The organism is Paenibacillus nanchangensis, from assembly GCF_046543445.1.
Lineage (GTDB): Bacteria > Bacillota > Bacilli > Paenibacillales > Paenibacillaceae > Paenibacillus_AQ > Paenibacillus_AQ nanchangensis.
The window spans coordinates 80,792-92,811 of the sequence record NZ_JBHOFD010000026.1; the positions used below are offsets into that span (position 1 = coordinate 80,792).

The window sequence follows — 12,020 nt, forward strand, 5'->3', positions numbered from 1 at the left end:
GAAAATGAAGCGAAATCATACGATGATGCAATTTTTTGAATGGCATGTGCCGGCCGACGGCCAGCATTGGAAACGGCTTGCGGAAATGGCGCCTATGCTCAAGGAAATCGGCATCGATTCGGTTTGGATTCCCCCGGTAACAAAAGCCATTACGCCCGAAGATACAGGCTACGGCGTCTATGACTTGTACGACTTGGGCGAATACGACCAAAAAGGCGCGGTCCGCACCAAATACGGGACGAAGTCGGAGCTGGTCGAGGCGATCGCCGAATGCCTGAAAAACGCCATCGCCGTCTACGCCGATCTTGTGATGAACCACAAGGCCGGGGCGGACGAGACGGAAACCTTCCAGGTGATTGAAGTCGATCCGAACAACCGGCTGCAAGAAATTTCGGAGCCGTTTGAAATCGAAGGCTGGACCAAGTTCACCTTTCCCGGACGAAATGGGGAACACTCCGCTTTTCAGTGGAACTATCACCATTTTAACGGGACGGACTATGATGCCAAAGAGGGACGGACAGGGATTTTCCGCATCTACCAGGAAGGGAAAAACTGGAACGAGAACGTGGACAATGAATTCGGCAATTATGATTATCTAATGTTCGCCAATATCGACTACAGCCTTCCGGAAGTCCGGCACGAAATGCTCGAATGGGGAAAGTGGCTGGTGGATACGCTGCAGTGCAGCGGCTACCGGCTCGACGCAATCAAGCACATCAACCATGAATTCATCAAAGAGTTCGCCGCCGAAATGACCCGGAAACGGGGCGAGGATTTCTACATTGTGGGCGAATTCTGGAATCCCGATCTGAACGCCTGCCGCGAATTCCTCGACACCGTCGATTACCGGATCGATTTGTTCGACGTCTCGCTGCATTATAAGTTCCATGCGGCTTCTCTGGCGGGGAGCGAGTTCAATTTAGCCGAGATTTTTAACGATACGCTCGTTCAGACTCACCCCACCAACGCGGTCACCTTCGTCGACAACCATGACTCCCAGCCGCATGAGGCGCTGGAATCGTGGGTCGAGGACTGGTTCAAACAAATTGCCTATGCGCTTATTCTGCTGCGTAAAGATGGCTACCCGGTTGTCTTTTACGGCGATTATTTCGGGATTGGCGGTCCGTCTCCAAAAGAGGGCAAAAAAGCCGCAATCGATCCGCTCCTGTATGCCCGCTGCCATAAAGCCTACGGGGAACAGGACGACTACTTTGACCATCCGAATACGATCGGCTGGGTGCGTCACGGGGTGGAGGAGTTCCCCGGTTCCGGCTGCGCCGTGGTCGCTTCAAACGGCGACGCCGGCGAGAAACGCATGTATGTCGGCGAGCACCGCGCCGGCGAAGAATGGGCCGATCTGACCGGCAACCGGCAGGAGACGCTGACGATTGGCGAAGACGGCTTCGCCGTCTTCCTCGTAAACGGCGGCAGCGTGTCGGTCTGGGCGCTGCCTGACAAGGAGCCTGGCGAGGCCTATGCCGGATGCGAGGATGTGGAGCCGGAGCAGGAGGAAGCCGGCGGCGAAGCGCCGCACAAGGAGGAAGCGGGGCGTGCTGAAGGGGATACCGAGCAGGCTGATGTTGACGATGCGGATGCTGAGAACCACGAGGAAGAGGACACAGAACAGGCCTAAAGCGGCGATGCGGATGCTGAAGGTCACGTAGAGCATGCGGAAGACAGCGCCAAGCAGAAAAATGAAGAGGCACAAGGCACGGAATAACCGGAGGATCTCACGCAAAAACAGCCGTCATGGCTCCCCGGCAGCGCAAGCTGTCAGGAGGCCGGACGGCTGTTTTACGTTCATGCAGGACCGGTTCTCCTTAAGAACCAGCGTGAGAGTTCCCTTCAAGGGCCCAATCTTCCTCTTCGACATTCAGAATACGGCTGATCGGATAGACCTGCCATACCGCCGAAACGACGGAAGCGCACAGCAGCGACTTCACCAAGTCCCCGGGAAGGAACGGCCACATGCCGGCGGTGAGCGCTTTGGACAACGAGTCGATCGAAACGCTGTGAGCCATCCAGGCTACACCTGATGGATAAACGAGCAGCGCGCCGAACACAAAGTTAACCGCAAGCAGCTTGGCAAAGGTATAACGCCCCGGCTTCATCCGCTGAGCGAACCACCCGATCAGAAAAGCGGCAAACGGCCAGGCTGCAATATAACCGCCTGTCGGCCCCGCCAGCACGGAAAGTCCTCCCCTGCCGCCCAAAACTGGCAGGCCGGCGGCGGTCAATCCGATTACAATCAATACAGCCAGCGAACCGTAGCGGGCGCCCAGCACCGAACCGGCAAGCATTACCGCAAGCGTCTGCAGCGTAATTGGCACCGTCGAAATCGGCAGTGTAAATTTCAGATAGCTCAGGGCAATCATTACCCCCGCGAACAAAGCGCTGAAAATCAACCCGCGCGTTGACCACTTAATCATCCCGGAACACCCTCCTTATCGTTCATTTTCCCACTATAGCATCCGCCCGGGTTCCCGGCAATCCCCGGCGGAGCCGGATTTAGGCGGGCTGAAAGTTCTATAACCCAAAAGAGGGACAGCTGTTTTAGCTGCCGCAAACTTTAGCTGTTTATCATCTAGGCCGGGCGTTCTGGGTGCCCGGCAGGTGACAAACCGGAGCAAGGCCGCCTGTTTCAACCTGGGGCTTTTCTGGTATAATCGGAGGCATCCTTTTATCGATACGGAGCAAATATGCAGACAATAATTAAAGCCGAAGCACTGGCGGCGGTGTACAGAGATGGGAGCAAACGAATTCCTGCGGTGCGCGGGGTTACGCTTAATGTTGCCGAAGGAGAGTGGCTTGCTGTGACCGGACCAAACGGCTCCGGCAAATCAACGCTGGTCCGGATGTTCAATGGACTGCAGACACCTGCGAGTGGACTGCTGGAATCCGCCGGTTACAATATGCGTTCCGCTGACGGCCGGAAAGCCGTAAAACAGCATGTTCAGCTGGTGTTCCAGAACCCGTCGACCCAGTCTGTCGGCGCAACACCCGAAGAAGACATCGCATTTGGTCTGGAGAACCGTGGGCTGCCGCGTGCCGAGATGGAAGAGCGGATAACGGAGATGCTTAAGCGGACCGGCTTGCTGGCCAAAAAGGCAGTTCCCGTCGAGACCTTGTCCGGCGGGGAGCGCCAGCGCCTTGCCGTTGCCTCCACCCTCGCACTTGATCCCAAAGTGCTGCTGTTCGATGAGGCCACCTCCATGCTGGACCCGGCGGGCCGCCGAAGCATTTGGAGCCTGGCCCGCGGGCTGTGGCGCAGCGGACGCACCGTCGTCTGGGTGACCCAGCGCATGGAGGAACTTGCAGCCAGCCCAAGGGTGGCGGTTATGCAGGCCGGGGAGCTGATTTATGACGGGGCAGCCAAAACGCTGTTTTATGGCTCCGATCTCCCCCGCCGGCTGAACTGGGCTCTTCCGCCCATACAGCAGATTGGCCTGCTGCTGCAGGATCGGGGTTGGCCGCTGGAGGCTTTGCCCATGACGGAAGAAGAGCTGGAGGCGATGTTGCAGTGAGCCTGGACCTCGTAAACGTAACCTGCAAGCAGGGCGGCACTGCCGTGCTGGAAAACATTACGCTGAACGTGCCGGCTGGAAGCCTTACCGTGCTCTGCGGCATCACCGGCAGCGGCAAATCGACGCTGCTGCGGGTCATGGCAGGGCTGGAAGCTCCCGGCGCCGGCGAAGTCCGCTTCCCGGCGGTTTCCGGGAACACCGGCCGCAGCGGCGGCGGGACCGCCATCGTTTTTCAGCATCCCAGCACCCAGCTGTTTGCGTCCACTGTCGCCGCGGACATGGAATATTGTCTGGAGCAGCGCAGGATCGCCCGGAAGGACCGGCCTGCCCTGGTCCGGCAGGCTCTGGAGACGGTTGGCCTTTCTTACGAAACATACCGGGATCGTTCCCCCTTTTTGCTGAGCGGAGGCGAACAGCGCAGAGTGGCTATTGCCGGCGCCATTGCCGCAGGTCCGCAGATCCTGCTGCTGGACGAGCCGACGGCAGGACTTGACCCCGATGCGGCGGCGGGACTGCTGGACCTGATCCGCAAGCTGCACCGGGAAGGCACTGCCATCGTGGTGGGCACCCATGACCTGGATCTGTTTTTTCCGCTTGCAGATCAGGCTGCCGTGCTTGCGGACGGGCGGCTTGCCTGGCTCGGAAATCCGGGGACCTTGGCGGAGTGTCCGGGTACGCTGGAGAGCGCCGGACTGGAAGAGCCCGAGTATATTCGAATTGGGCGCAAGCTGCTGGATGCCGGCTGGATCGAACAGATGCCGCGGAACCCCGGAGCTTTTTCCGATGACCCGCTTCTGATCAGCCGTCTTCCCGCCCCGCCTTGTCCGGACCGGACAATGGCTTCAGCTGCGGGCCGTGCGTTAGCTTCAGTCACTGGCAGTGCCATAGCTTCATTCACCGGAAGTGCCTTGGCTTCAGTCACTGGCAGTGCCTTGACTTCAGCCGCTGGCAGCACACTAACTTCAGCTACGGGCAGCGCGTTAGCTTCAGCTGCGGACAGCAAGCTGGATTCAGCTTCCAACAGCGCTCCGCAGGAGGATAGGCTGTCTTCCCAGGCAATAGCGGCGCTTTCGACTATAGCTGCTCCGGAAGCGACCGGCCATGCGGGCGGGGCCCCTTCCGGCACGGTGTTCAGTACGGAGCCCGCCGGGCCGCATGGAACTACAAGCAGGCTTCCCGGCTCTTCGCACCCGAAACTGCAGCCTTCGCGCGGGGAGCAGCGGCATATGCGCCGGGAGTCCCGGCATGCGCGCTGGCGGCGCGTGGACCCGCGCGTAAAATGGCTTGGCATGCTGCTCGGCTCCCTTGCCCTGCTTGGAATGGAGCATGCAGCATCCCTGGCGGCGGCCGCTCTTTTGATCGGCTGTCTGGTTGCTTCCGCGGGAATCGCCGGGCAACAAATCCGCTGGTTTTTCCGTCCGTTTATGCTTATGCTCCTGTTTCTTTGGCTTGTCTCCTCACTCAGCTGGAATTCGGAAGCCGCAACCGGCTTTGTGTTCACACAGGACGGAATGGTTCAAGGGGGCAAAGGCGCACTCCGGCTGCTGCTGCTGCTATCCCTCGGATTCTTGTTCACGGAGACGACGGGAGGCGCACCGCTTAGGGAGAGCCTGGAGTGGGCGATATTCCCGCTTCGCCGGCTGGGGATCCGCACCCGGAATGCATCGCTGGCGGTTTCCTTGACGCTTCAATTCGTGCCTATGACGCTGCAAACTGTCTCGCAGCTTCAAATGGCACTCCGCTCAAGAGGCGGAGGCGCCGGAATGCGGCGCTGGACGCCAAGACAGCTTTCTCTGCTGTTTGTGCCGCTGCTGATTCTCGTAATCCGCATGGGAGATGAGCTTGCCTGCGCTATAGAATCCAGGGGATACGATCCGGCTAAAGAACGGACTCCCTGGGCGGTGCTGCATTGGCGACGGGCCGATTCCGTTATACTTGCGGGAACAGCAGCCGTCTCGGCAGTGCTTCTCCTACTTCCGTAGTCCAACCCTGCATGGCCAGTCCATTAGAGCATGAGCAAATATAAAAACAAAGACGGCTTCCTGGTCCTTGGGAAGCCGTCTTTGCTGTCACCTTGCCTAATATTAATATACGCCGCGGATATGCTCCGCCACGTGCTCGCGGTAGAAGCGGCTCAGCCTGTCCAGCTCCTCTCGGGTGAACGGAGCCGCCCCGATAGCGCCCAGGTTATCGTCAACCTGTCCGGCGTTCTTGAAACCAGGGATCACGCAGCTTACGCCCGGCTGATCCAAAATCCAGCGCATGGAAGCCCGGGCCATATCCCCTCGGCCTTCCGCAATCCACCGAAGTTCCTCCGCCAGCTCGACGCCTTTCTCAAAAGGCAGCCCCGCGAAGGTCTCCCCTACGTTAAAGTGCTCGCCATTGGCATTAAAGCTGCGGTGGTCATCTGCCGCAAACGTTGTGTCCTTGCTGAACTTGCCCGTCAGGAGTCCGCTGGCCAGCGGCAGACGCGCGAGGATACCGACTCCGGCGCTTTCCGCACGGGGCAGCAGTTCTTCCCCCGGCTTTTGCCGAAACAAATTAAAAATCACCTGAAGCGCCTTCACTCCAGGCACGCCAAGACAAAACAGCCCCTCCTCCACACTCTCCACGCTGACGCCATAATGGCGGATTTTGCCTTCCTCCTTCAGCTTGTCCAAAACTGAAAATACCTCTCCGTCATGCAGTATGGCAGGGGGCGGACAATGAATTTGGTACAAATCGATCCGCTCCCGGTTAAGACGCCGCAGGCTTGCCTCACAGTACGCCCGGACCTGCTCCTCCGAATAGGTCTTCGGGTCGTGGATATCTCCGGCACGGCAGAACTTTGTAGCAATATGGACCGTATCCTCTTTGCCCCGCGTGGCCTTGGCCAGCAGTTCTTCCGCATGGCCCGAACCGTACACATCCGCTGTATCAAAAAAATTAACGCCCTGCTCCATCGCCCTCGCCAAACCATTCAGCGCTTCGCTGTCGCTTGAATGTCCCCAGTCGCCTCCAACGCCCCAGGTGCCAAAGCTGACTTCGCTGATGCGCAGCTCCGTATTGCCCAATTGCCGATAATTCATAGTTTGCCTCCCGCCTTCTCATCCCTTTCACCCTTCCAGCGTAATAAAAAAAGCGCTCTCATGCAACCACAGGCCCGCTTCTGGAGCCGTTTCCCAGGAGTTGCGGAACATCCCTCCCGCCGTTACGTATGAATTGGAAGATGCAGGATGCGGAAGAGGAGGAGACGATTATGGGTGAATTATACTTTAAGGACAACTTTTTTAACGCGGGCCTGACGGAAATTATGGATGCGGAGGGTAGCCGGATGGGGGAAATCGACCTGCACGGCATGTTTGGCTCCAAGCTGACGGTGTATGGACGGGACGGCCGGCTGGAATGCGAAGGCCGCTTCCGTTTTTTTCGGTGGCATGTGGAGGACGGTGCGGGCAGGCCGCTCGGCGAGCTTCGCAACCGGATGTCGCTCATGACAAAACGGTACGAATATGACGCTGGAAAAAATGGCGTGTATGAAATTATATCCCCGGCATTCTCAAGAGAATATACCATCACCAACAAATCCGGCGCCGTCGCCGCCAAATTCAACAAAGTCAGCGGATGGCTGCAAGCTGGGGCGTTTCATCTTATCAACCGTTCAGACCGGTTAGGGGACTACGAACTGGTCGCTGTCGTGATGGGCGTGCACGAACTCCGGAAGCGTGACAACAACTCGGCCGCAACATGACCCGGACGCCGCAAAAAGAGACGCAGCGAAACGGAGCTGCGTCTCTTTTTTACTGAATATGACGGGCGGGCGCCCGCTCTGCCGGCTTACTGCCGGGCAAGCCAGCGGGCGGCGGCCTCCGCTTCGTCCGCGCTGATCCGGTGCCCTTGACGGCCCCATTGGATGTCCACCTCGGCTCCGGCTGCCCGCAGGATGCCTGCCAGCTCCTCGGTCTCGGCGGCCGGGATCAGCGGGTCGTTAACTCCCGCCCCGATAAAGACGCCGCTTCCCGCAAGAGCGGGCGGCTCAAGTCCGCGCAGCGGCACCATCGGGTGCAGCAGCACCGAGCGGCGGAACAGACCGCCGTAGTGCAGCAGCAGGCTGCCGGCGATGTTGGCGCCGTTGGAGTACCCCACGGCTACCAGGTTCCCTTCGTCCAGACCGTAGTCTTTGACCGCCTGAGCAAGGAAAGCGCGGGTCTCATGCGTGCGGAAGATCAAGTCCTCTTCATCGAACACACCTTCCGCAAGCCGACGGAAAAACCGGGGCATGCCGTTTTCCAGCACATTGCCTCTGACACCGAGTACCGAGGAACCCGGCGACAGCGTCCCGGCCAGCGGGATCAGATCAAATTCATTCCCCCCTGTGCCGTGGAACAGAACTAAAACGGGCTTGTTCGGATCGCTCCCCTTCCGGAACACATGCTTCATTTCTTTCATCTCACTCATTGCGTTTTTCCTCCAATCTCGCGGATTGTAAACGGCGTCAGATGGCTTTCAATCTCCGCACGGTGCGGCTCATACCACTCTGGCAGCAACAGCTTTTCTCCCAGCCGATCCGGCTCTTCGTCCCTTGCAAACCCTGGCGGATCTGTGGCAATTTCGAACAGGATGCCGCCGTGCTCCCGGAAATAAATCGCGTTAAAATACTGGCGGTCCTGCACAGGCGTCGGCTGGTAGCCCTGTTCCCGCACACGGCGGCCCCATTCCAGCTGTTCGGCGTCATCTTTGGCTCTCCACGCGATATGATGCACCGTTCCCGGACCGCCGTTGCCATGCGGCATGGCTTCCGCTCTCAAGTCGATCAGGTTGCCGATATCGCCGGCCGCCCTGAAACGGATGTACCCGCCGTCGGCCTGCACGCGTTCCATTCCCAGCGTTTCGCCCAGCACCTCTGCCGTTCTGATTGGATCGGTACTGTACAGGACCGCACCGCCAAAACCTTTGATGGCATGCTCCACCGGGACTCCGCCGAAGGCCCAAGCGCTGGGTGCGCCATCCCCGCGTTCAACCAGTTCGATCCGCAGGCCGTCATAATCGGCAAAGGACAGGTAACTTTCGCCCATCCGCTTGGTGTGCGTCACCGAAATGCTGTACTCGGCGAGCCGGTTTTCCCAAAATTCGAGTGAACCAACAGGGACGGCGTAGACGGTAATGCCCACCTGTCCGCCGCCAATCCGGCCCTTCCGGCCCTGCGGGAAAGGGAAAAACGTAATGATGGTGCCCGGCGCGCCGCTTTCATTGCCGAAGTACAAATGGTACACTTCCGGCGCATCGAAGTTAATAGTTTTTTTAACGAGTCTCAGCCCCAGTATTCCGGCGTAAAAATCCGCATTCCGCTGTGCATCGCCAACAAAGGCGGTGATATGGTGAATTCCCGAAGTTTGAAAAGTCATGATCTTCACTCTCCCTCTCGAATTATGGATGATGGATTAGAACAACAAGGCGTCCAGGGAGATCGCTCCCGGTCCAGTCAATGCAACGCCCACAGCCACAACAAGCAGCGTCAGCGGAAATTCGTAGCCGTTCGACGTATTCCAGAACCCGTTAGGCGCATGCACCTTGACGATAGCCCCCAGCATGGCAAACACGATCAGCGCCGCACCCAGAGGGGTCAACAGCCCGGCCGCAAACAGCGCGCCTCCAACAAACTCCATCAGACCGGCCGTCACCGCCATCGCTACGCCGGGCTTAATGCCAATCGACTCCATCCAGCCGCCGGTACCCTTAGGCCCGTATCCGCCAAACCAGCCGAACAGCTTTTGTGCACCATGTCCAATAAACGCCAACCCAATCACCAATCTAATTACCAATAATCCTACGCTTACCATATCTAATCGTCTCCATTCTCTTTAGTTTTATTATCTTAATGTTAAGATATTAGTTAAAAAAAATTAGCTTCCCGTTAACTCTACATCTGCCTAATAATCCGGCCTTTCCCGAATGGTGCGGATAGTGCCTGCGCCGGCGTACCCGCGTGCATGCTGTCCGCTAAACCCAGCCTCCCTTCTAGGGGCAGTCATTCCCGCCCCCAGAGGGCTGCGCTCCGGCCTGAAAGCCGGGCTTCTACACGCCTTTGCCAAGCCGCTTCAGCAGCTTTATCGTCTGTTCCTTTTCTTCCGTATTCAGTCCCTTCACCAACGACTGGATCGAATCGGCGTGCTTCGGAAAAATCTCGTCAAACATCGCCCTGCCCGCTTCCGTAATCTGCGCATAGGTTACGCGCCGGTCTTCGTCACAAGGCACTCGCTTCAGCAACCCTTTATTCTCCAGCTTGTCGATGTTGTAGGTGATGCTGCCGCTGGTGACAAGGATTTTTTCACCGATCTGCTGAAGCGGAATCCGGTTGCGGTGGTACAGCACCTCAAGCACCATAAATTCGGCCGACGACAGCCCATAGCTCTTCATGTCCTTAACCGCGTGGTCCATCAGACTGCGGTAAGCCTTGGACAATACAACGAACAGCTTCAGCGATACATCGCGGTCACGGCTGCTTCCAGCTTCTCCTGCTCCGGCTCCTGCACTGGCTTCATTCGTTTCCTGACCGGTTGGTCCCGCCTGGCTCATTCCCGCTCACCTCCTTCTTCATAAATTGTATGTCACAATAGATCATTGTTCTAAGGAACGCTACTGCTTATCTTTAAGTTAATTATCTTTGATTTAAGATAAATATAATCCCTTTTCCCTCCGGTGTCAACCCTTCTTCTTCCCGATGTAAAAAACGCCCGGTTTGACCTGTCCGCCAAATCGGCGTATCCTTTTTTGTACGGCCGCGGGCCGAGTCCCGCGGTTCTTCTTCTATATTATGCCTGTCTTATGGATAAAACATTCCGCTTAGGCGGCAAGGAGGCCATACTGTGACAACCGAATATTCGATGCGTCCGCCGGGCGATGCCGCGGGCGGGAGGCCGCGCGTGCTCATCGTCACCGCCGTTTCCGCCGAGCGGGACGCGGTGCTGCGCGGCCTTGGGGCTGCTGCGGGCGGCTTTGAGGTCATCGCCGCCGGAGCGGGAGCGGCGGCGGCGGCGGCCGGAACCGCCGCGGCTCTTGCAGCCGGTGCCTACGGCTGCGTCGTCAGCGCCGGGATCGGCGGCGGCTTTCCCGGGGCGGCTCCCGTCGGTACGCTGGCGCTGGCCAGCGTGCTGATCTGGGCCGACCTCGGCGCCGAGACGCCGGAGGGCTTCCGCAGCGCTGCCGAGCTTGGCTTCGGCAGCGTATCCGCGCCGGCCGACGCGGAGCGGACGGCGGCGCTGGCCGCCCGGCTCGGGGCGGCCGGGCTGGCGGTGAGCACGGGACCGGTGCTCACCGTCGCAACCGCGACCGGCACGGCGGAGACGGCCGCGGCCCTTGCGGCGCGGGTGCCGGGCGCGGTGGCCGAAGCGATGGAAGGCTACGGCGTCGCCGCAGCCGCAGCCATCTTCGGCCTGCCCGTGCTGGAGCTCCGCGCCATCTCGAACGCGGTGGGTCCCCGCGACCGCGCCGCCTGGCGGATCGGCGAAGCGCTGGACGCGCTGGCTGCCGCAAGTTCATTTTTACCGGAGGTGCTGAATCCCAATGACTGATCTGCTGACCATGGCTTATTCTCCATGTCCCAATGACACCTTTGTCTTCCACGCCTGGGCGCATGGACTGGTGTCCGGCGCGCCCGAACTGAAGGTCACTTACGCCGATATCGACGTGACAAACGGGTGGGCGGCAGCCGGAACCGGCCCGGAGGTGCTGAAAATTTCTTACGCCGCTCTGCCATGGGTGCTCGACCGTTATAAACTGCTTTCCTGCGGCGGAGCGCTTGGCCGCGGCTGCGGGCCGCTGGTGCTGACCGGCGGCGGGCCGCACGCGGCCACACGCCCGCAGGATCTTGCGGGACGGCGCGTCGCGGTGCCAAGCGAGCGTTCCACCGCCTATCTGCTGTTCCGGCTGTGGGCGGCCGGCCATATTCCGGGCGGTGTCGGCGAGATCATCGTTATGCCGTTCCATGAGATCATGCCCGCCGTACGGGATGGGCAGATCGACGCCGGGCTTGTCATCCACGAAGCCCGTTTCACTTATCCTTCGTATGGGCTGAACCTGCTGACCGATCTTGGCAGCTGGTGGGAAAGCGATACGGGCCTCCCGATCCCGCTTGGCGCCATTATTGCCCGCCGGGACCTGGATGCGGAGGCGATCGAGGGCTGGATCCGCGGGTCGCTTCAATACGCCTGGGAGCACCCGACCGCATCCCGGGAATATGTGCTTCAGCATGCCCAGGAGCTGTCGCCTGAGGTCGCCAAATCGCACATCGACCTGTACGTTAACGACTTTACGATGAATTTGGGCGACAGCGGCTACGCCGCGGTCTCTTCCCTGCTGGAGCGCGCGGCGGCGGAAGGGCTTGTACCCGCTTTTGATCCGCAGCAGCTGCGCTGAACTAAATATATGAAATCGCAACCGGGGCTCTTTATTGGACCCCGGTTTCTTCTGTCCCTTTTTCCTTATATAGGTACTGTCAGCTCCGCCTGCTCCGCCAGC

The 12,020-nt window shown here is 59.3% G+C and carries 12 protein-coding genes; 6 read left to right on the plus strand and 6 right to left on the minus strand.

Going from position 1 to position 12,020, the window contains the following annotated elements:
* Positions 1 to 4: 4 nt before the first annotated feature.
* Positions 5 to 1,633, plus strand: coding sequence for an alpha-amylase (locus tag ACE6ED_RS20145; protein ID WP_410829141.1), 1,629 nt, complete (start codon positions 5 to 7; stop codon positions 1,631 to 1,633).
* Between the two features lie 187 nt (positions 1,634 to 1,820).
* On the opposite strand, the gene ACE6ED_RS20150 is transcribed toward ACE6ED_RS20145, so the two are convergent.
* Positions 1,821 to 2,429, minus strand: a complete 609-nt coding sequence (locus tag ACE6ED_RS20150) for a biotin transporter BioY (RefSeq protein WP_410829143.1) — start codon at positions 2,427 to 2,429, stop codon at positions 1,821 to 1,823.
* Between the two features lie 270 nt (positions 2,430 to 2,699).
* On the opposite strand from ACE6ED_RS20150, the gene ACE6ED_RS20155 reads away from it, so the two are divergent.
* Positions 2,700 to 3,524, plus strand: coding sequence for an ATP-binding cassette domain-containing protein (locus tag ACE6ED_RS20155; protein ID WP_410829145.1), 825 nt, complete (start codon positions 2,700 to 2,702; stop codon positions 3,522 to 3,524).
* Positions 3,521 to 5,506: an ATP-binding cassette domain-containing protein gene (locus ACE6ED_RS20160; RefSeq protein ID WP_410829147.1), complete on the plus strand. Its 1,986-nt coding sequence runs from the start codon at positions 3,521 to 3,523 to the stop codon at positions 5,504 to 5,506. The genes ACE6ED_RS20155 and ACE6ED_RS20160 overlap by 4 nt, the downstream gene beginning before the upstream one ends.
* Positions 5,507 to 5,608: 102 nt before the next feature.
* On the opposite strand, the gene ACE6ED_RS20165 is transcribed toward ACE6ED_RS20160, so the two are convergent.
* The gene (locus ACE6ED_RS20165) at positions 5,609 to 6,592 is read right to left on the minus strand and encodes an aldo/keto reductase (protein WP_410829149.1); all 984 of its coding nucleotides are present in this window, start codon (positions 6,590 to 6,592) and stop codon (positions 5,609 to 5,611) included.
* Between the two features lie 170 nt (positions 6,593 to 6,762).
* Between ACE6ED_RS20165 and ACE6ED_RS20170 the strand changes: the two genes are divergently transcribed.
* Positions 6,763 to 7,254 carry a hypothetical protein gene (locus ACE6ED_RS20170; protein ID WP_410829150.1) on the plus strand — a complete coding sequence of 164 codons (492 nt, stop codon included), beginning with the start codon at positions 6,763 to 6,765 and terminating at the stop codon, positions 7,252 to 7,254.
* Between the two features lie 86 nt (positions 7,255 to 7,340).
* Here ACE6ED_RS20170 and ACE6ED_RS20175 read toward each other — a convergent pair whose 3' ends face one another.
* The 4 genes from ACE6ED_RS20175 to ACE6ED_RS20190 all read right to left on the minus strand — a co-directional run bounded on the left by ACE6ED_RS20175 (position 7,341) and on the right by ACE6ED_RS20190 (position 10,079).
* Positions 7,341 to 7,943 carry an alpha/beta hydrolase gene (locus ACE6ED_RS20175; protein ID WP_410829194.1) on the minus strand — a complete coding sequence of 201 codons (603 nt, stop codon included), beginning with the start codon at positions 7,941 to 7,943 and terminating at the stop codon, positions 7,341 to 7,343.
* Between the two features lie 14 nt (positions 7,944 to 7,957).
* Positions 7,958 to 8,908 carry a ring-cleaving dioxygenase gene (locus ACE6ED_RS20180; protein ID WP_410829152.1) on the minus strand — a complete coding sequence of 317 codons (951 nt, stop codon included), beginning with the start codon at positions 8,906 to 8,908 and terminating at the stop codon, positions 7,958 to 7,960.
* Between the two features lie 36 nt (positions 8,909 to 8,944).
* Positions 8,945 to 9,343: a DoxX family protein gene (locus ACE6ED_RS20185; RefSeq protein WP_410829154.1), complete on the minus strand. Its 399-nt coding sequence runs from the start codon at positions 9,341 to 9,343 to the stop codon at positions 8,945 to 8,947.
* A gap of 235 nt (positions 9,344 to 9,578) precedes the next feature.
* Complete coding sequence (locus tag ACE6ED_RS20190) at positions 9,579 to 10,079, minus strand: MarR family winged helix-turn-helix transcriptional regulator (RefSeq protein ID WP_410829156.1); 501 nt, start codon at positions 10,077 to 10,079, stop codon at positions 9,579 to 9,581.
* Between the two features lie 308 nt (positions 10,080 to 10,387).
* On the opposite strand from ACE6ED_RS20190, the gene ACE6ED_RS20195 reads away from it, so the two are divergent.
* On the plus strand, positions 10,388 to 11,074 hold the full coding sequence (locus ACE6ED_RS20195; RefSeq protein ID WP_410829196.1) for a futalosine hydrolase: 687 nt from the start codon (positions 10,388 to 10,390) through the stop codon (positions 11,072 to 11,074).
* 4 nt (positions 11,075 to 11,078) lie between these two features.
* On the plus strand, positions 11,079 to 11,918 hold the full coding sequence (locus ACE6ED_RS20200) for a 1,4-dihydroxy-6-naphthoate synthase (protein ID WP_410829198.1): 840 nt from the start codon (positions 11,079 to 11,081) through the stop codon (positions 11,916 to 11,918).
* The last annotated feature ends 102 nt before the right edge of the window (positions 11,919 to 12,020 follow it).